The sequence below is a fragment of the Sphingopyxis sp. OAS728 genome, assembly GCF_014873485.1.
Classification (GTDB): domain Bacteria; phylum Pseudomonadota; class Alphaproteobacteria; order Sphingomonadales; family Sphingomonadaceae; genus Sphingopyxis.
In genome coordinates, this window is the sequence record NZ_JADBDT010000001.1 from 2,186,645 (window position 1) to 2,203,851 (window position 17,207).

The 17,207-nt window shown below is 65.8% G+C and carries 21 protein-coding genes; 16 read left to right on the forward strand and 5 right to left on the reverse strand.

What is annotated here, in order from left to right:
* Positions 1–25: 25 nt before the first annotated feature.
* Entirely contained in the window at positions 26–1,459 is a 1,434-nt protein-coding gene (locus tag GGC65_RS10175; protein WP_192647046.1) for an NAD-dependent succinate-semialdehyde dehydrogenase, read from the reverse strand.
* A gap of 50 nt (positions 1,460–1,509) precedes the next feature.
* Positions 1,510–2,109: a TIGR02466 family protein gene (locus tag GGC65_RS10180; protein WP_192647047.1), complete on the reverse strand. Its 600-nt coding sequence runs from the start codon at positions 2,107–2,109 to the stop codon at positions 1,510–1,512.
* A gap of 46 nt (positions 2,110–2,155) precedes the next feature.
* Here GGC65_RS10180 and GGC65_RS10185 point away from each other — a divergent pair, with 46 nt between their 5' ends.
* Genes GGC65_RS10185 through GGC65_RS10195 form a run of 3 tightly spaced genes read left to right on the forward strand, consistent with a single transcriptional unit; the run spans position 2,156 to position 4,291 of the window.
* Positions 2,156–3,076, forward strand: a complete 921-nt coding sequence (locus tag GGC65_RS10185; RefSeq protein ID WP_192647048.1) for an SMP-30/gluconolactonase/LRE family protein — start codon at positions 2,156–2,158, stop codon at positions 3,074–3,076.
* Between the two features lie 26 nt (positions 3,077–3,102).
* Positions 3,103–3,567 carry a GlcG/HbpS family heme-binding protein gene (locus tag GGC65_RS10190; protein WP_192647049.1) on the forward strand — a complete coding sequence of 155 codons (465 nt, stop codon included), beginning with the start codon at positions 3,103–3,105 and terminating at the stop codon, positions 3,565–3,567.
* A gap of 34 nt (positions 3,568–3,601) precedes the next feature.
* Positions 3,602–4,291 (forward strand): VIT family protein, encoded by a 690-nt coding sequence (locus tag GGC65_RS10195; RefSeq protein ID WP_192647050.1) that lies wholly within the window; start codon positions 3,602–3,604, stop codon positions 4,289–4,291.
* A 114-nt stretch (positions 4,292–4,405) separates the two neighbouring features.
* Here the strand turns inward: GGC65_RS10195 and GGC65_RS10200 are convergent, their stop codons facing one another.
* Positions 4,406–4,789, reverse strand: a complete 384-nt coding sequence (locus tag GGC65_RS10200) for a DUF488 domain-containing protein (protein ID WP_192647051.1) — start codon at positions 4,787–4,789, stop codon at positions 4,406–4,408.
* A gap of 57 nt (positions 4,790–4,846) precedes the next feature.
* Between GGC65_RS10200 and GGC65_RS10205 the strand changes: the two genes are divergently transcribed.
* From GGC65_RS10205 to GGC65_RS10220, 4 genes are read left to right on the forward strand one after another with little or no spacing between them, the layout of a single operon-like run.
* Positions 4,847–5,953 (forward strand): DUF2855 family protein, encoded by a 1,107-nt coding sequence (locus tag GGC65_RS10205; RefSeq protein ID WP_192647052.1) that lies wholly within the window; start codon positions 4,847–4,849, stop codon positions 5,951–5,953.
* Between the two features lie 46 nt (positions 5,954–5,999).
* On the forward strand, positions 6,000–6,407 hold the full coding sequence (locus GGC65_RS10210) for a hypothetical protein (RefSeq protein WP_192647053.1): 408 nt from the start codon (positions 6,000–6,002) through the stop codon (positions 6,405–6,407).
* Positions 6,408–6,416: 9 nt separating this feature from the next.
* Positions 6,417–7,157 carry a glutathione S-transferase family protein gene (locus GGC65_RS10215; RefSeq protein ID WP_192647054.1) on the forward strand — a complete coding sequence of 247 codons (741 nt, stop codon included), beginning with the start codon at positions 6,417–6,419 and terminating at the stop codon, positions 7,155–7,157.
* 32 nt (positions 7,158–7,189) lie between these two features.
* On the forward strand, positions 7,190–7,852 hold the full coding sequence (locus GGC65_RS10220) for an HAD-IA family hydrolase (RefSeq protein ID WP_192647055.1): 663 nt from the start codon (positions 7,190–7,192) through the stop codon (positions 7,850–7,852).
* Here GGC65_RS10220 and GGC65_RS10225 read toward each other — a convergent pair.
* A complete protein-coding gene (locus GGC65_RS10225; protein ID WP_192647056.1) occupies positions 7,844–8,737 on the reverse strand; it encodes a LysR family transcriptional regulator in 894 nt (297 codons plus the stop codon). The two genes, GGC65_RS10220 and GGC65_RS10225, sit on opposite strands and share 9 nt — an antisense overlap.
* 91 nt (positions 8,738–8,828) lie before the next feature.
* On the opposite strand from GGC65_RS10225, the gene GGC65_RS10230 reads away from it, so the two are divergent.
* The 7 genes from GGC65_RS10230 to GGC65_RS10260 all read left to right on the forward strand — a co-directional run bounded on the left by GGC65_RS10230 (position 8,829) and on the right by GGC65_RS10260 (position 14,570).
* Positions 8,829–9,539 (forward strand): CoA transferase subunit A, encoded by a 711-nt coding sequence (locus tag GGC65_RS10230; protein WP_192647057.1) that lies wholly within the window; start codon positions 8,829–8,831, stop codon positions 9,537–9,539.
* Positions 9,539–10,429, forward strand: a complete 891-nt coding sequence (locus GGC65_RS10235) for an HAD family acid phosphatase (RefSeq protein ID WP_192647058.1) — start codon at positions 9,539–9,541, stop codon at positions 10,427–10,429. Before GGC65_RS10230 ends, GGC65_RS10235 begins: the two co-directional genes overlap by 1 nt.
* Before the next feature lies 1 nt (position 10,430).
* Positions 10,431–11,066, forward strand: coding sequence for a CoA transferase subunit B (locus tag GGC65_RS10240; protein ID WP_192647059.1), 636 nt, complete (start codon positions 10,431–10,433; stop codon positions 11,064–11,066).
* Positions 11,059–11,508, forward strand: coding sequence for a hypothetical protein (locus GGC65_RS10245; RefSeq protein ID WP_192647060.1), 450 nt, complete (start codon positions 11,059–11,061; stop codon positions 11,506–11,508). The genes GGC65_RS10240 and GGC65_RS10245 overlap by 8 nt, the downstream gene beginning before the upstream one ends.
* Before the next feature lie 43 nt (positions 11,509–11,551).
* A complete protein-coding gene (locus GGC65_RS10250) occupies positions 11,552–12,856 on the forward strand; it encodes a serine hydrolase domain-containing protein (RefSeq protein WP_192647061.1) in 1,305 nt (434 codons plus the stop codon).
* Positions 12,857–12,924: 68 nt separating this feature from the next.
* The gene (locus tag GGC65_RS10255; RefSeq protein ID WP_192647062.1) at positions 12,925–13,902 is read left to right on the forward strand and encodes an NAD-dependent epimerase/dehydratase family protein; all 978 of its coding nucleotides are present in this window, start codon (positions 12,925–12,927) and stop codon (positions 13,900–13,902) included.
* Positions 13,890–14,570 (forward strand): glutathione S-transferase family protein, encoded by a 681-nt coding sequence (locus GGC65_RS10260; RefSeq protein ID WP_192647063.1) that lies wholly within the window; start codon positions 13,890–13,892, stop codon positions 14,568–14,570. Before GGC65_RS10255 ends, GGC65_RS10260 begins: the two co-directional genes overlap by 13 nt.
* Here GGC65_RS10260 and GGC65_RS10265 read toward each other — a convergent pair.
* On the reverse strand, positions 14,567–15,085 hold the full coding sequence (locus GGC65_RS10265; RefSeq protein ID WP_192647064.1) for a sterol desaturase family protein: 519 nt from the start codon (positions 15,083–15,085) through the stop codon (positions 14,567–14,569). The genes GGC65_RS10260 and GGC65_RS10265 overlap by 4 nt on opposite strands.
* Before the next feature lie 91 nt (positions 15,086–15,176).
* Here GGC65_RS10265 and leuC point away from each other — a divergent pair, with 91 nt between their 5' ends.
* Together leuC and leuD are read left to right on the forward strand one after the other, a co-directional pair.
* Positions 15,177–16,607, forward strand: a complete 1,431-nt coding sequence (leuC, locus tag GGC65_RS10270; RefSeq protein WP_192647065.1) for a 3-isopropylmalate dehydratase large subunit — start codon at positions 15,177–15,179, stop codon at positions 16,605–16,607.
* A complete protein-coding gene (gene leuD / locus GGC65_RS10275; RefSeq protein ID WP_192647066.1) occupies positions 16,604–17,194 on the forward strand; it encodes a 3-isopropylmalate dehydratase small subunit in 591 nt (196 codons plus the stop codon). The genes leuC and leuD overlap by 4 nt, the downstream gene beginning before the upstream one ends.
* The last annotated feature ends 13 nt before the right edge of the window (positions 17,195–17,207 follow it).

Here is a 17,207-nt window from a genome sequence, read left to right on the forward strand (position 1 = left end):
CCAGCTTTCGCTCGGGCGACGATCATTAGTAGATGTGCACCGCCTTGGTCACCAGATAGCCGTCGAGCCCTTCGGGCCCGCTCTCGCTGCCGAAGCCCGATTCCTTGATCCCGCCGAACGGCATGTCGAGCGTCGAGATCACGAAGCTGTTCACCCCGACCATGCCGCTCTCGATCGTGTCGACGATGCGGTTGATGCGGCGGCCATTCTCGGTGAAGGCGAAGGCGGCGAGACCGTAGGGCAGCCGGTTCGCCTGTTCGAGCGCGTCGTCCTCGGTCGCGAACGGACGGATGAGCGCCATCGGGCCGAAGGGTTCATTGTTCATCGCATCGGCCTCGATCGGCACGTCGGCGATCGCGGTCGGCTGGAAGAAATAACCGTTGCCGGTCGCCTCGCCGCCCGCGATCACGCGCGCGCCTTTCGCCTTGGCGTCGGCAACCAGCGCTTCCAGCGCGGGAATGCGGCGCGCGTTGGCGAGCGGGCCCATCTGCGTGTCGGCGTCGAGGCCGCTGCCGATCTTCACCTTTTGGGTGCGTTCGGCAAAGCCCTTCACGAACGCATCGTAGATGCCCTGCTGGACATAGAAACGCGTCGGCGAGATGCAGACCTGCCCCGCGTTGCGGAACTTCTGCGTCACAACACGGTCGAGCGTCGCTTCGAGGTCGCAATCGTCGAACACCAGCACCGGGGTGTGCCCGCCGAGTTCCATCGTGATCCGCTTCACGCCATCGGCGGCGAGCTTCATCAGATGCTTGCCGACCGCGGTCGAGCCGGTGAAGCTCACCTTGCGGATCACCGGGCTCGCGAGCAGGTGGCGGCTGATCTGGTCGGGATCGCCGTACACGAGCTGTACGACGTCACCGGGGATGCCGGCATCGGCGATGCAGCGCATGATCGCGCTGGTGCAGCCGGGGGTTTCCTCGGGCGCCTTCGCAATCACGACGCAGCCCGCGGCGAGCGCGGGGGCGATCTTCTTGACCATCAGATTGACCGGGAAGTTCCATGGGCTGAACCCCGCGACGGGGCCGACCGGATGTTTGGTGACCATCGCGCGCTGGCCGAGCGGACGCTGGAGCACGCGGCCCTCGATGCGTTTGCCCTGCTCGGCAAAATAATCGAACAGGCCCGCCGCCGACAGCACTTCGCCGCGCGCTTCCGCGATCGGCTTGCCCTGTTCGAGCGTCAGCAAGGTCGCGATATGCTCGACGCGTTCGCGGATGATGCCCGCGGCCTTGTGCATCAACGCGGCGCGCTCGTCGGCGGTCTTGGCGCGCCAGACCGGCCAGCCGCGTGTCGCGGCCGCGAGCGCTTCGTCGAGGTCGGCGGCGGTGGCGACCGGCAGTTCGGCGATCGTGCCCGCGGTCGCGGGGTTATAGACCGGCCGCTCGTCGCGCCCCTCGCCGCTCCGCCAGGCGCCGTTGATAAAGAGCTGGAGGTCGGCGTCGTAGGTCGCGGTCATATAAGATCCTTGCGCAAGGAAATGGGGGGATGGCGGCGATATAGGGTGGCTCAGCGATAGTTAAAGCTGATGCTGATCCGTTCGCCCTTGCCCGAATGCGGCATCACCTCGTGACGCAGCCAGCTTTCCCACAGGAAGACGCGGCCCGCAGCGGGTTCGGCATAGATGAAGGGATGAAGATGCTCGGGCGCTTCGTCGGTGCGACCCGGCGCTGCCATCAGCATCGCGAGGCGGGGGTCTTCGAGCTTGAGCGCGCCCGATCCGGGCGGGACGGCGACATAGAAGGTTCCCGACACGATGCTGTGTGGATGGATATGGCCGCTATGCGTGCCGCCGGGTTTCAAGATGTTGACCCATAGGCTGTCGAGCTTGAGCGGTTTCGCGAGGTCGAAATGGCACGCCTTGGCGAACGCCTTCACTTCCTTGTCGAGCAGCTTCTTGAGGTCGTAAAAAGCCGGATCGCGTTCGGGCAGGTCGCCGAGGCTCGCGTAGCTGGTATAGCCCTTGTAGCCATGCTCGCGGCTCCACGCCTTCCCCGCGCCATCCTCTTCGGCGAACAGGCGGCAGCTCTCCTCCAGCTCTTCGAGCAGGTCGGATGAGCCGATATCGGCCTCGTAAAAATTGGTGGCGAAGAGCGTGCGAACGGGCATGATGCGCGCAAAGCACAGCCAAAGTGCAAGAGCAAGGGAGACGAGGATGGCCGAGTTTGAACTGATCGCCGACGGATTGCGCTTTCCCGAGGCGCCGGTGGTGATGGACGACGGTAGCGTCATCGTCGTCGAGATCGAGGCAAAGCGGATCACGCGCTGCTGGCCCGGCGGCCGGAAGGAAGTCATCGCGACCCCCGGCGGCGGCCCCAACGGGCTTGCGATCGGGCCTGACGGCAAGCTTTATTGCTGCAACAACGGCGGGTTCAACTATGTCGAATCAAACGGCTATCTCGCGCCGCACGGCATCGCCGACGATTATTCGGGCGGGCGGATCGAGCGCATCGATATCGACACCGGCGAGGTCGAAATCCTCTATAAGAGCGGCGACCATGGCGTCGTGCTGCGCGGCCCCAACGACATCATGTTCGACGCGCATGGCGGCTTCTGGTTCACCGATCATGGCAAGGTCGATTATGCCGCGCGCTGCCACGACATCGTCGGCATCTTCTATGCCAAGGCCGACGGCAGTTTCATCGAGGAAGTCATCTTCCCCAGCTATAATCCGAACGGCATCGGCATCTCGCCCGACGGCACCAAGCTCTATGCGGCCGAAACCTATACCTGCCGCCTGACCCAGTTCAACATCGTCGCGCCGGGCAAGGTCGACGATGCTGCCGGCCCCGGCGGACCCGGCATCCCGCTCTACCGCCCCGCAGGCTATAAATTCTTCGACAGCCTCGCGATGGAGGCGAACGGCAATATCTGCGTCGCGACGATCGGCGAGTGCGGCATTTCGGTCGTCGGCCCCGATGGCGCGCTCGTCGAATTTGTCGCGACCGACGATATCTTCACCACCAACATCGCCTTCGGCGGGCCCGACCGGCAGGATGCCTATATCACCCTGTCGGGGACGGGCCGGCTCGTGAAGACGCGCTGGGCCAGACCGGGGCTGCAATTGCAGTACTGACCCCGCGCCCCATTGGGGAGGCGAGGATGAGGATGATCTGGATGGCGGCGCTGCTGATGGCGGCGCCCGCGAATGCGCAAATGCTGAACGCCGAACAGGCCGATGCGATCGTCAAGGGCTGCGCCGCGCATGCGCGCGCCAAGGGACAGGGCCATGCAATCGCGGTCGTCGATCTTGGCGGGCATCCCGTCGCGATGTGGCGGATGGACGGCAATGCGTTCGGCATGATGGACTTCTCGCTGGAGAAAGCGCGCGCGGTCGCGGCATGGGGTTTCCCGACGAGCGGGATGGAAGAAGCCGCGAAGGGCACGCCGGGTTTCGCCGATGCACCGCATGTCGTCACGGTCGCGGGCGGCGTGCCGATCTTCAGCGCCGACGGGCGGACGCGGCTCGGCGGGGTGGGCGCGTCGGGCGAGGCACCCGCCGATGATGCCGCTTGCGCCGCCGCGGGGATCGCGGCAGCAGGGCTGAAGTCGGAGCGCGCCCGCTGACGATCATGGCGCCTCCTGCAACAGGGAGCATCACATGCACGAGGAAACCCACGCCGTCACGCGGATCGGCTGGCTTCGCGCCGCGATCCTCGGCGCCAACGACGGGATCGTCTCGACCGCCAGCCTGATCGCGGGTGTCGCGGCGGCGGGCGTGTCGCAATCGTCGATCCTCGTCACCGGCACCGCGGGGCTGGTCGCCGGCGCGATGTCGATGGCGGCGGGCGAATATGTGTCGGTGAGCTCGCAGAGCGATGCGGAACGGTCCGACGTCGAGCTGGAGAAGCGCCACCTCGCCGCCGATCCCGAGTATGAGCTCGAGGAGCTGACTTTGATCTATCAGGAGCGCGGGCTCGACCGCGCGCTGGCCGAGCAGGTCGCGGTACAGCTCACCGAACATAATGCGCTCGACACCCATCTGCGCGACGAGCTGGGGATGACCGATGCAATGGCGGCGCGGCCAGCGCAGGCGGCGGCGGCTTCGGCGGCGAGCTTTGCAATCGGCGCGGCGCTGCCGCTGGCAACCGTTCTGGTCGACAAGGGCGACACGCTGCCCTTCACGGTGTCGGCAGCATCGCTCGTCTTTCTCGCGATTCTTGGCGCACTGGGGGCGTGGGCGGGCAACGCGCCGATGCTGCGGCCGGTGGTGCGAGTGACCTTCTGGGGCGCATTCGCGATGGCCGCAACAATCGCGATTGGATCGTTGCTCGGTACGACGGTGGGTTAGAAGCAGCCTTTCAAACCGTTCGTGCTGAGCTTGTCGAAGCACTGCATTTTTCTTTTGCGGTTACCACAAGAAGAACGGCCCTTCGACAAGCTCAGGGCGAACGGGGTTGGGGAGTCAGCGCCGCTCCAGCCACTCCCGCAGCGCCACGGCATTGTTTCGCTCCTCGCTTTTCGCGGCGTAGAGCAGGGTAACGGGACCGGCCCGCACTGCCGCATCGAGCGTGGAGAGCGCCGCCTTCACCTCCTCGCCGCCCGCGTCGAGTTCGGCGAAATAGTCCAAGCGGAACGCGTCCCACGCCTCATCCGAATCGGCGGTTTCGCCATGGAACCGCTTGCGCAGCCCATCGCTCGGCGACAGCGGCTTGAGCCACGCCGCCAGCGCCGCTTTCTCCTTCGAGACGCCGCGCGGCCACAGCCGGTCGACGAGGAAGCGCGTGCCGTCGCCGGGACCGGCCGGTTCGTGGATGCGTTTGACCGCGATTGTCAGGGGCGATGCCATCTGTATGACTATCGGTCATCCCGCAATCGCGGGCAAGTCAATCGGAGGGGTCCGGACATGAGCGCAGCAGGCTGGGCGATCGACATCGATCGCGACGATATCACGCAGGCAAATTTGGTCTCCGATTCCGATGCACCGCTCGCGCCGGGACAGGTGCGGGTGCACCTCGACAGCTATGCAATGACCGCGAACAACATCACCTATGCCGTGTTCGGCAAGCCGGCCGGACTGTTCGGCAACGATCAGGGTTATTGGGATTTCTTCGCCGAACGGGACGAAGCCGGCCGCCTGCCCGTCTGGGGCTTTGCGACGGTGACCGAAAGTGCAGCCGAGGGCGTGTCGGTCGGCGATCGCTTCTATGGCTATTATCCGATGGCGGAGACCGCCGTGCTGGCCGTCGGCAAGGCGGGCCCGGGCGGCTTCACCGACGTCACGCCGCGGCGCACCACGCTGCCCCCGATTTACAATAATTATCAGCGGATCGAGGCGCTGCCCGATTACCGGGCCGCCGACCATGATTATTGGCCGGTCTTCCGCCCGTTGTTCCTGACCGGCTGGCTGATCGCCGACCAGTTCGAGGATGAAAGCGATTATGGCGCCGACCAGATCCTGATCGCGAGCGCGTCGAGCAAGACCGCGATCGGGCTGGGCTTCGCGCTCGCGCGGCGCGCGGGCCATCGCCCCGAAACGATCGGCCTCACCAGCAAGGCGAATGTCGCCGATCTCGATGCGCAGCGCATCTATGACCGCGTGATCGCCTATGACGACATCCTCACGCTCAATCCCGCGACGCCCTCGGCGCTCGTCGACATGGCGGGCAATGGCGCGGTGACGCGCGCGGTGCACAGCCATTTCGGAAACAACCTCAAGGCCTCGATCATCGTCGGTAAATCGCATTGGGACGCCGACGCCGGGCAGGCGGCGCTCCCCGGCCCCGAACGGCAGGGCTTTTTCGCGCCCGGGCGCAGCCAGAAGCGCATCGTCGACTGGGGCGGCGCGGCGTTCGGGCAGAAGATCGCCGAAGCCTGGCTGGCTTTCATGGACGTTGCGCCGCGGCTGACTTCGGTCGATAAGCGCAGCGGCGGCGATGCGGCGCTCGCTGCCTATCGGGAGATGCTCTCGGGACAGGCCGACCCCAAAAAGGGGATCGTCGTCGTCCCATGAGGGTCGCATGAGCAGTCCCTTTCCCCGCCGCACGAAAGGACCGACCATGCTTCGCACGCTTGTTTTCGCTACCTCGCTCGCGCTCCTGCTCCCGGCGGGAGCGGCGCTGGCCGAAACGCCCAAGGCCGCACCCGCGCACAAGCCCGACCTCGCCGACCGCGTCGCGGGGACGTACAAGGGCGACATCATCTCCGACGCGCGCGGCTCGTCGAAAAGCGGCGTGACGATTACGGTCACGCGCACGGGGCCGAACAAGGTCGAGATCAAGTCGAGCCATGCGCGCTTTCCGACCGTCACCATCCCGCTTGAAAAGGCGATGGATGCGATCCTCGCCGCGAGCGGGCCTTCCGTGTTCCTGCTCGATACGGTGCGCTCGCCCGACAAGCTCGACCTCACGATCGACGATGCGAGCTGGTCGGGCAATCGCGTCGCGGCGACGCCCGCGAAGAAATAAAGGAAAGCCATGCTGATCGTCGGCAGTCCCGTCTCTCCTTATGTGCGCAAGATCCTTGCGATCCTGCATCTGAAGGGGCTCGACTATGAACTCGATCCGATCACGCCCTTTTACGGCAATGACGAATTTTCGAAGCTGAGCCCGCTGCGCCGTATCCCCGTGCTGATCGACGGCGACCTCGTCGTGAATGATTCGACCGTGATCGCCGAATATCTCGACGAGGCATACCCCGACGTTCCGGTGTTGCCGAAGAGCCCGCGCGAACGGGCGCAGTCGCGCTGGATCGAAGAATATGCCGACAGCCGCCTCGGCGACCTCTGCATCTGGGGGCTCTTCTATCCGAAGATCGTCGCCCCGCATGTGTTCAAGCGCCCGCCCGACGAAGACGCGCTCGCCAAGGTCACCGACGGCGACCTGCCCGAAGCGCTCGACTGGATCGAGGCGCACGCACCGACGGCCGGCTTCCTGTTCGGCGACGCCGTCGGGGTCGCCGACCTCGCCGTGGCATGCCCGTTGCGCAACGCTGCGATCGCAGGCTGGACGCCCGATCCGGCACGCTGGCCGAAGACCGCCGCGTGGCTCGCCCGGATCGCCGCGCTCCCCTGCTATGCGCGCACGATGACCTTCGAACCCGCGATCCTCGCAACGCGTGCCGACAGCCGCCGCGCGGTGCTCGAAGCGGCGGGCGTGCAGGTTGCAGAAACGAGCTTCGGCACCGACACGCCCCGCGCCAGCATCATGCTGCGCTGATCCCTTTCTCTCCCAAGCAACAGGAATGACTTATGGGTCGCTTCACGACCGTGATCTTCGATTTCGGCGGCGTCATCACCGCCTCGCCCTTCGAGGCGTTCAACCGGCTGGAGCAGGAGCGCGGGTTGCCGCAGGATTTCGTGCGGCGCGTCAATGCGACCAACCCCGACGGCAATGCCTGGGCGAAGTTCGAGCGCGCCGAGATCGATGCCGCGGCATTCGACGCGCTCTTCGCCGAGGAGGCCCGCGCGCTGGGGCATGAGCTGGAAGGTGAGGCGGTGCTGGCGGTGATCGCGGGGGCGGTGCGCCCGTCGATGGTCGCGGCGCTCGACACGTTGAAGGCGCGCGGCTTCACCATCGCGTGCATCACGAATAATGTTCCCGGCGGCAAGATGGGCATCCAGGGCGCGGGCATGACGCGCAGCGCGGAAGCGGCGATCGAGGTCGCCGACATCATGGCGCGCTTCGTTCATGTCATCGAATCGAGCAAGGCGGGGGTGCGCAAGCCCGACCCGCGAATTTATCAGATGATGTGCGAGAAGCTCGGGGTCGAACCCGGCGAGTGCATCTATCTCGACGACCTCGGCATCAACTGCAAACCTGCGAGTCAGCTCGGCATGCATGCGATCAAGGTGACAAGCGGCGAACAGGCGCTTGCTGACCTGTCGGCGGCGCTGGGGATGCCGCTACCCTGACGCTTCGGCGAGGTTGAGCTCCGCCGCGCGTTCGAAGATTTGCGTGAGCACGGGTTCGGTGTCGGCGACACGCATCGCGACGTGGAATTCAACCGGCGCGAGCGCGGGCATGGCTTCGATCTGAACGAGCGCGCCACTCGCCAATTCACCGCGCACCATCGGCTGCGGGAAGATGCCGATGCCCCCGCCCGCCTTTGCGATGTCGATCATCGTGCGTGCGTTGTTGCAGAGGTTGAGCGACTTTTGCGCGATGCGCGATGCCTCGATCGCCTCGCGCATCCGGCCGTGGATCGGCGAATGGCTGGCGAGCGACCAGACGGGCAGCATCGCCTCACCGCCCGCAAAGGCCGACGCGACCGCGGGGCTCGCGAGCCAGACGAGTTCGACCGCGCCGATCGGGCTGGTCTTGAGGGCCGGGTGCGCGATCGGCCCAGCGGCAAAGGCGATGTCGGTGCGGCCGGTCAGCAACTGCTGGATCAGGTTCGCGGTCAGGTCGATTTCGATTTCGAGGCCGACGCCCGGCATATCGGCCTTGAGGCTCGCGACGAAGGCGGGAAGGCAGCTCGCCGCCGCGATCTCGCCCGCGCCGATGCGTACGACCCCGCTCGCTTCGGCGAAACCGCCGCTGCCGAGCAGCGCGACCTGCATGTCGCGAAGCAGCGGATCGCAGTCGCGCACGAGCTTGCGCCCCGCCGCCGTGAGCGACATCGTCCGGCCGTCGCGGCGGAACAGCGTAGTCCCCAATCTCTGCTCCAGCTCACGCATCCGCGCCGACACCGCCGGCTGCGTCGTGTTGAGCCGCTCGGCCGCGGCCGAAAAGGTCCCGAGCCGGTCGATCCACAGCAGGGTTTCGAGGTGATAGAGCGAGACGCGATTGATAGACATCGTCTATGTATAATCCAAAAATCGAACAATTAGAATTGATGGATCAAATGCGCCAAGGTCGCGCCCGACATTCCCGCAAGGAGGCCTCTTCATGGCGAACAAGCAATATTCCGACGCAGCAGCCGCGCTCGACGGCCTCCTCTTCGACGGCATGCAGATTTGCGCGGGCGGCTTCGGCCTGTGCGGCATCCCCGAGCGGCTGATCGATGCGATCCGCGACGCGGGCACCAAGGATATCACGATCGCCAGCAACAATGCGGGCATCGACGGCGAAGGGCTCGGCAAACTTCTCCGCACGCGCCAAGTCAAGAAGATGATCTCGTCTTACGTGGGCGAGAACAAGGAGTTCGAGCGGCAATATCTGGCGGGCGAGCTCGAGGTCGAATTCTGCCCGCAAGGCACGCTCGCCGAACGCTGCCGCGCGGGCGGCGCGGGCATCCCCGGCTTCTATACCAAGACCGGCGTCGGCACGCTCGTCGCCGAGGGCAAGGAGGTGAAGAATTTCGACGGGCAGGATTATATCCTCGAACGCGGCATCTTCGCCGACCTTGCGATCATCAAGGGATGGAAGGCCGACGAAAGCGGCAATTTGATCTTCCGCAAGACCGCGCGCAACTTCAACCAGCCGATGGCGACCGCGGCGAAGATCTGCGTCGCCGAGGTCGAGGAAATCGTGCCGACCGGCAGCCTCGACCCCGACAGCATCCACCTGCCCGGCATCTATGTGAAGCGCATGATCGTCGGCGCGCCCTATGACAAGAAGATCGAATTCCGCACGACGCGTCCGCGCGAAGCAGCGTGATGCGTAGTTTCGCCCTTACCGCCGCGCTGCTCCTTGCCGGGTGCGCGAGCGCGCCGGCAGAGGTGGCGACGGCTCCGGCTCCGCCGCCCGCCCCCCTGCCGGCACCCGCGCCCGCCACAGCCGAGAAGCCGCCGGTCGCGTTGCAATATCTCTATGGCTCGCCCGAGGCGGCCGTCGCGGTGCGCGCGACCAATGCGCGGATCGCCGACTATGGCGTGGGACGGATCAAGCAGCGGCCGAAGGACAGCGTCGTGCTGGCGCCCAGCGCGACGATGGACGCGCCGACGTTCGAGCCGTGCGGCAACAAGCCCTTCGCCGCGGTGTTCGACGCCGACGAGACGCTGATCTGGAACCTCGGCCCGATGCGTTATTTCGCCGAGAAGGGCACGGCGTTCGACGCGAAGGTCTGGGACCAGTGGGAAAAGACCGGCGCGGGCAAGGCGGTCGCGATGCCCGGAACGGTCGAGATGGTGAACAAACTCCGCGCCGCGGGGATCGCCGTGATCGCCAACACCAACCGCAGCGCCGCCAATGCCAAGGGCAGCGAGGATACGCTCCGCGCCGCGGGGCTCGGCGAGTTCAAGCATGGCGAGACGCTCTTTCTGATGGGCGACGACGCGGGCGGGTCTAGCAAGGACGGCCGCCGCGCGGCGATCGCGTCGAAATATTGCGTGATCATTTTGGGCGGAGACCAGCTTGGCGATTTCAGCCAGCAGTTCAACGTCAAGGACTTGCCCGCGGCGCAGCGCATGGCGCTCGCGACGAGCGCGGGCGCCACTGCACTTTGGGACAAGGGCTGGTTCCTGTTCCCCAACCCCGTCTACGGCCCGTGGGAAAAACTGGGCTGGGGCGACGCCTTCCCCTCCGACAAGCAATGGGAGCCTAACTGACATGGCCTGGACGCGTGATGATATGGCGGCGCGCGCCGCGAAGGAACTGCAGGACGGCTATTACGTCAACCTCGGCATCGGTATCCCGACCTTGGTCGCGAACCATATCCCCGCGGGGATGACGGTGACGCTGCAGTCGGAGAACGGCATGCTCGGCATCGGCCCCTTCCCGTTCGAGGGCGACGAGGACGCCGACCTGATCAACGCGGGCAAGCAGACGATCAGCGAGTTGCCGCAGTCGGCCTATTTTAGCTCCGCCGACAGCTTTGCGATGATCCGCGGTGGGCATATCGACCTGACCGTGCTGGGCGCGATGGAGATCGCCGAAAATGGCGACATCGCCAACTGGATGATCCCGGGCAAGATGATCAAGGGCATGGGCGGCGCGATGGACCTCGTCGCCGGGGTCAAGAAGATCATCGTCGTGATGGAACATAATGCCAAAGACGGCAGCCCGAAATTCATCCCGGCGTGCACGCTGCCGCTGACCGGCAAGAATGTCGTCGACATGATCATCACCGACCTCGCGGTGTTCAAGCGCGACGATCATTCCAGCCCGTTCAAGCTGATCGAGCTCGCGCCGGGCGTCACCGCCGAAGAGGTCGCCGAAAAGACCACGGCGCATTATATTGCATAATGTCGCCGCCAATCCCGGCACCACCTGGCTGATCGTCGGCGGGTGGCTGTCGGTTCTGGCCGCGCTGCTGCATATCGCCTGCATCTTCGGCGGCCCCGACTGGTACCGCTTCTTCGGCGCGGGTGAAGGCATGGCGCGCGCCGCGGCGCGCGGCGATATGCGACCAACGCTGATCACGCTGGGCATCGCCGCCGTCCTGCTGATCTGGGCCGCCTATGCCTTTTCGGGCGCCGGATCGCTCCCGCGCCTGCCGCTGCTGCGGACGGGACTGATCGTCATTGCCGCCATCTATCTGCTCCGCGGGCTTCTTTTCGTGCCGCTCCATATGTGGCGGCCGCAACATACGGACAGTTTTGCGATCTGGTCTTCGCTGATCGTCTTCATCTACGGCGCGGTTTATGCCGGTGGGACGTTCAAGGCGTGGGGCCATCTTGCGCCCTGAGGGGTGACGGCGGCGGATGTCGCGGCTAAGACGGCCGCCAATTATGAGGTCGCAGTCTAAAAGCAAGTCGAGGAAGCCGGTTTTCACCTATCTCATCGCGGTCGTCGCGTTGGGACTTGTGGGCTGGTTCGGCATTCACGCGCTCGGCGGGAAGCATCCGCTCGCGAGCGTCCCGATCCCGATCAAGGCGGCGGAAAACCTGCCCGATACGCCCGCCGAATGGCGCGGGCGGATCGATTATCGCGCGCTCGACAAGCAACTTACTGCCTTATCGCAGCGGCCCGAAATGGCGGGGCTGGCGGTGGCGGTGGTCGAGGACGGCAAACTCAGCTTTGTCCGCACCTATGGCGTCGCCGACAAATCGACCGGAGCGCCGGTTACCGCGCAGACGCTGTTCCGCTGGGCGTCGGTGTCCAAGACCGCAACGGGGGCCCTGGCGGCGGCGCTGGCCAAGGATGGCAAGGTCGATCTGGACCGGTCGGTCGCCAGCTGGCGCACGTCGCTGCGCCTGCCGGGCGGCGCCGAGGAAAAGATCACGGTGGGCGACCTGCTCGCGCAGCGGACCGGCCTCACCAAAAACGCCTATGACGAAAAGCTGGAGGAAGGACAGAGCCCGCAGCTGCTACGCGCGAGCCTTGCCCTCGCACCGCTGCAGTGCGAGCCCGGCACCTGCCACACCTATCAGAATATCGCCTTCGACACCGCGAGCGAGATATTGGGCAAGGCGGCGAACGAGCTGTTCGCCGATGCGGTCGAGGACCGGTTTTTCCGCCCGCTCGGCATGGTGAGCGCGGGTTATGGGAAGGACCGGCTGACGAGCGCGAAAGACTGGGCGAAACCGCACCGAGGCGCGCAGGTGCGCCCGATCAAGGAAGCCTATTGGCGCGTTCCCGCCGCCGCAGGGGTCGAAAGCGATATCGTCGATTTCGCAACCTGGATGCAGGCGATGATGGGCAGCCGCCCCGATGTGCTGCCGGGCGAGGTGCTCCAGATTGCGCATCGTCCGCGCGTCGGCACGGGGCGGCTTTATGGCGGCACCTTGCGGGCCGCCACGGGCGAAGCAGGCTATGGCCTCGGCTGGCGCAGCTTCACCTATGCCGGCGGCCGGCTCGAAGGCCATTCGGGTGCGGTCGAGGGTTATCGCGCGACGATGATTTTCGAACCGTCGACGCGGACGGGCGTCGTCGCGCTGTGGAACAGCGATTGGGGATTTCCGTTCCGCATCCCCTTCACGGTGATCGACAGCTATCACAAGCGCGACGACGCGGGCTGGCTCGACCTCAGCGAACTGCCCGCGCCGACCGGTAGCGCCGCAAAAGCGCCGCCGGCCGCAGAGCCGAAAGGCTGACCGCGCTTGCCCCGTCGTCCGCTGCCTGTGTATGAGGCGCGCGGGCAAGGCCGGGAGGAGATAGATCGATGCGCGTGCTGCTGACCGGATCGTCGGGCTGGCTCGGGCGCTATCTCGCTCCCCTCCTCGCCCAAAACGGGCATGAGGTCATAGGGCTCGACGTCGTTCCCGGCGCATATACGCAGGTGATCGGCACCGTCGCCGACCGCGCGCTGATCGACCGGACGATGGGCGAGCATGGCATCGAGGCGGTGATCCATGGCGGCGCGCTGCACAAGCCCGACATCGTGCGCTATCCGCGCCAGGCGTTCGTCGACGTCAATGTGACGGGCACGCTGAACCTGATCGAGGCAGCGGTCGCGGCAGGCAACGACCGTTTCCTGTTCACCTCGACGACCTCGCTGATGGTGCGCGCCGATGTGCGCGAAGGCGCGGGCGAAAAGGGCGCGTGGTGGATGGACGAGGATTTCGGTCCGATCGAGCCGCGCAACATTTACGGGATCACCAAGCTCGCCGCCGAACAGGCGGTGAAGCTGGTGCACCGCGAGCATGGCATCGCTGCCCTGATCCTGCGCACCGGGCGCTTCTTCCCCGAGGATGACGACACGCATGCGGTGCCGAGCGGTCCCAACCTGAAAGCGAACGAACTGCTCAATCGCCGCCTGACGGTCGAGGATGCCGCCGCGGCGCATCTCGCTGCGCTCGAAGCCGCGCCGCAGATCGGCTGCGACACCTTCATCCTCTCCGCCCCGCCGCCGTTCGTGCGCGAAGACGCCGAGGAGCTGGCCCGCGACGCGCGCGCCGTGATCGCGCGGTACTATCCCGAAGCCGCCGAGCTTTATGCCACCAACGGCTGGGTGCTCCCCGAGATCATCGACCGTGTGTATGATCCGTCGCACGCCGAACGCCGCTTCGGTTGGCGCGCGAAGAGTGACTTTCGCAGCCTACTCGCAGCGCTGCGCAACGGCACCGAACTGCCCTTTGCGCACGACCCCGACTATACCTCCCCCATCATCGCACAGGAGCGCGAAGCATGTATGTGCTGATCACCGCCAATCGCAATTATTCGAGCTGGTCGCTCCGCCCGTGGATGCTGATGCGCGCGCTCGGCATCGCGTTCGAGGACCAGATCGAGCCGTTCAGCAATCCGATCAACTATGACGAGTTTCGCAGTTTTTCACCGACCGGACAGTTGCCCGCGCTGCTCGACGAGGGTCGGACGGTTTATGATTCGCTCGGTATCACGCTCTATCTTGCCGACCGGCACGAGGGGGTGTGGCCGACCGACCCCGACGCGCGCGCCTGGGCGCAATGCGCGACGGCCGAAATGCACAGCGGCTTTTCGGCGCTGCGCAACGATTGCACGATGAATGTCGGGGTACGTGTGACGCCGAAACCGCCGTCGGGCGCGCTCCGCCTCGACGTCGCGCGCATCCGCGAATTGTTCGCCGAGGGGTTGTCGCGCTTCGGCGGGCCCTTCCTCGCGGGCGACCGCTTCACCGCGGTCGACGCCTTCTTTGCGCCCGTCGCCTTCCGCATCCGCACCTATGGTCTCGACGTCGGCGCCGGACAGGCGTGGGTCGACCATATGCTCGCGCATCCCGCGATGCAGGATTGGGAACGGCAGGCGCTCGCCGAAAGCTGGCGCGAGGAAAGCCACGAAGCCGAGTTGATGGCAGCGGGCGCGATTACCGCCGACTATCGCACGGCCTAGTCGGCGAGCGCCTCGCGCACGACGGCAACGCCGGCCTCGCGCTGCGCCTTCAATTCAGCCTTCAGCTTCGCCGGATCGCGCGCGAAGACGAAGCCGAAGCTGACGCCGCCCTCCTTGCCGATCGTCGCATGGTGGAGCTTGTGCGCCTGCACGAGCCGCTTCGCATAGCCACGCCGCGGCACCCAACGGAAATAGCGCTGGTGGACGAGCCCGTCGTGCACGAGCGTGTAGATGATCCCGTAGAAGAGGATGCCGAGCCCGATCCATGTTCCGGGGTCCCACGCATCCGCACCCATGATCATCGGGCTACCGATGGCGAACATCGAAATGCTCATCGCGGCGCCGACGATGCCGAACAGATCGTTCTTTTCCAGCATCTTGTCATGCGGTTCATGGTGGTCGCGGTGCCATGCCCAGCCGAAGCCGTGCATGATATATTTGTGGCTCGCCCACGCGACCAACTCCATCGCCACGATTGTGGCAAGGATGAGCGCGAGGATGGCGAGCGTCGACATGGCCCCTTTATACGCCATGATGCGCGACCGAAAATTGCGTTTTTGATCGCCACTCGCTTGCAAAGTTGTCGAGTAGGGCTAAGTGAACCGCATGACTCGGCCCCGCACCCTCTATGAGAAAATCTGGGACGCGCATGTCGTCGAACAGCGCCCCGATGGTACTGCCCTGATCTTCATCGACCGTCACCTTGTCCATGAAGTCACCAGCCCACAGGCGTTCGCGGGACTACGTGCTAACGGGCGCACGGTCCGCCGCCCCGACCTGACGCTCGCGGTGCCCGATCATAATGTGCCGACGACCGCGCGGCTCGACGCGAACGGCAACAAGCTGCCGATCGCCGACCCCGAAAGCGCGGCGCAATTGGCGGCGCTCGAAAAGAACGCCCCCGAGTTCGGCATCCGCTACATCGATGCCGTCGCGCCCGAGCAGGGCATCGTCCATGTCGTCGGCCCCGAGCAGGGTTTCTCGCTGCCCGGCACGACGATCGTCTGTGGCGACAGCCACACCGCGTGCCACGGCGGCATCGGCGCGCTCGCCTTCGGCATCGGGACAAGCGAGGTCGAGCATGTGCTCGCGACGCAGACTTTGCTGCTCCAGCCGTCGAAGACGATGGAAGTGCGCGTCGAGGGCGAGGTCGGCCCCGGCGTGTCGGCGAAGGACATCATCCTCCACATCACCGGCGTCATCGGCGCTGCGGGCGGCACCGGCCATGTCATCGAATATACCGGCAGCGCGATCCGCGCGCTCAGCATCGAGGGCCGTCTGACCGTCAGCAACATGGCGATCGAGGGCGGCGCGCGTGCGGGGCTGATCGCGCCCGACGAGACGACTTTCGCCTATCTCAAGGGCCGTCCCTATGCGCCGAAGGGCGCCGACTGGGATGCGGCGGTCGCCTATTGGAAGAGCCTCGCGACCGACCCGGGCGCGAACTATGACAAGACCGTCGTGATCGACGCCGCGGACATCGCGCCAAGCGTCACCTGGGGCACCAGCCCCGAGGATGTCGTGCCGATCACCGGCGTCGTCCCCGCCCCGGGCAGCTTCGCCGATCCGTCGAAGCAGACCGCCGCCGCCAAGTCGCTCGCCTATATGGGCCTCGAGCCGGGCACGCGGATGCAGGACGTCCCGATCGAGAATATCTTCATCGGCAGCTGCACCAACAGCCGCATCGAGGATCTGCGCGCCGCCGCAGCGGTGATCAAGGGCCGCCACAAGGCCGACAATGTCAAATGGGCGATCGTCGTTCCCGGTTCGGGTCTGGTGAAGGCGCAAGCCGAAGCCGAAGGGCTCGACCGCATCTTCACCGACGCGGGGCTCGAATGGCGCGAACCCGGTTGTTCGGCATGCCTCGCGATGAACCCCGACAAGGTGCCCGCCGGCGAACGCTGCGCCTCGACGAGCAACCGCAATTTCGTCGGCCGCCAGGGGCCCGGCGCACGCACGCACCTCGTCAGCCCCGCGATGGCGGCGGCAGCGGCGGTGACGGGCAAGCTCACCGATGTACGGGAGCTCCTGGCATGACCCCGCTCGACAAGGTCGAAGGCCGCGCGATTCCGTTCGGGCTCAAGAATGTCGATACCGACGTCATCATCCCCGCGCACTGGCTGAAGACGACGACGCGCGAGGGCATGGGCCGCGGCGCGTTCGAGGCGATCCGCAAGGACCCCGACAATCTGTTCGACAGCGCCGAGTATAAGGGCGCGCCGATCCTGATCGCGGGCGACAATTTCGGTTGCGGGTCGAGCCGCGAACATGCCGCATGGGCGCTCGGCGACCTCGGCATCCGCGTCGTGATCGCGCCCAGCTATTCGGACATTTTCTCGGGCAATGCGGTCAAGAACGGTATCCTTCCCGTCGTGCTGCCCCAATCGGCCATCGACCGGCTGATGGAGGTCGCGGCGACCGATCCGGTGTTCGTCGACCTCGAGCATCAGACGGTGACGACGCAGTTCCAGGACCGCTTCACCTTCGAGATCGATCCGTTCCGCAAGATGTGTTTGCTCGAGGGGCTCGACGAGATTTCGCTCACCGAAAAGAGCGACGCCGCGATCGGTGCCTATGAGGCGAAACTCGACGCCGACCGGCCGTGGATGCGGCCCGCGGCATAAGGCTCAACAAACA

Bases quoted from the DNA above. Each gene is read 5' to 3' on its own strand.
- GGC65_RS10230 (WP_192647057.1), top strand. From the start codon at position 8,829: ATGGCGAACAAGCAATATTCCGACGCAGCAGCCGCGCTCGACGGCCTC.
- GGC65_RS10200 (WP_192647051.1), bottom strand. From the start codon at position 4,789: ATGGCATCGCCCCTGACAATCGCGGTCAAACGCATCCACGAACCGGCC.
- GGC65_RS10225 (WP_192647056.1), bottom strand. From the start codon at position 8,737: ATGTCTATCAATCGCGTCTCGCTCTATCACCTCGAAACCCTGCTGTGG.
- GGC65_RS10265 (WP_192647064.1), bottom strand. From the start codon at position 15,085: ATGTCGACGCTCGCCATCCTCGCGCTCATCCTTGCCACAATCGTGGCG.
- GGC65_RS10220 (WP_192647055.1), top strand. From the start codon at position 7,190: ATGGGTCGCTTCACGACCGTGATCTTCGATTTCGGCGGCGTCATCACC.
- GGC65_RS10180 (WP_192647047.1), bottom strand. From the start codon at position 2,109: ATGCCCGTTCGCACGCTCTTCGCCACCAATTTTTACGAGGCCGATATC.
- GGC65_RS10250 (WP_192647061.1), top strand. From the start codon at position 11,552: ATGAGGTCGCAGTCTAAAAGCAAGTCGAGGAAGCCGGTTTTCACCTAT.
- GGC65_RS10175 (WP_192647046.1), bottom strand. From the start codon at position 1,459: ATGACCGCGACCTACGACGCCGACCTCCAGCTCTTTATCAACGGCGCC.
- GGC65_RS10190 (WP_192647049.1), top strand. From the start codon at position 3,103: ATGAGGATGATCTGGATGGCGGCGCTGCTGATGGCGGCGCCCGCGAAT.
- leuD (WP_192647066.1), top strand. From the start codon at position 16,604: ATGACCCCGCTCGACAAGGTCGAAGGCCGCGCGATTCCGTTCGGGCTC.
- GGC65_RS10235 (WP_192647058.1), top strand. From the start codon at position 9,539: ATGCGTAGTTTCGCCCTTACCGCCGCGCTGCTCCTTGCCGGGTGCGCG.
- leuC (WP_192647065.1), top strand. From the start codon at position 15,177: ATGACTCGGCCCCGCACCCTCTATGAGAAAATCTGGGACGCGCATGTC.
- GGC65_RS10210 (WP_192647053.1), top strand. From the start codon at position 6,000: ATGCTTCGCACGCTTGTTTTCGCTACCTCGCTCGCGCTCCTGCTCCCG.
- GGC65_RS10185 (WP_192647048.1), top strand. From the start codon at position 2,156: ATGGCCGAGTTTGAACTGATCGCCGACGGATTGCGCTTTCCCGAGGCG.
- GGC65_RS10240 (WP_192647059.1), top strand. From the start codon at position 10,431: ATGGCCTGGACGCGTGATGATATGGCGGCGCGCGCCGCGAAGGAACTG.
- GGC65_RS10255 (WP_192647062.1), top strand. From the start codon at position 12,925: ATGCGCGTGCTGCTGACCGGATCGTCGGGCTGGCTCGGGCGCTATCTC.
- GGC65_RS10215 (WP_192647054.1), top strand. From the start codon at position 6,417: ATGCTGATCGTCGGCAGTCCCGTCTCTCCTTATGTGCGCAAGATCCTT.
- GGC65_RS10195 (WP_192647050.1), top strand. From the start codon at position 3,602: ATGCACGAGGAAACCCACGCCGTCACGCGGATCGGCTGGCTTCGCGCC.
- GGC65_RS10205 (WP_192647052.1), top strand. From the start codon at position 4,847: ATGAGCGCAGCAGGCTGGGCGATCGACATCGATCGCGACGATATCACG.
- GGC65_RS10260 (WP_192647063.1), top strand. From the start codon at position 13,890: ATGTATGTGCTGATCACCGCCAATCGCAATTATTCGAGCTGGTCGCTC.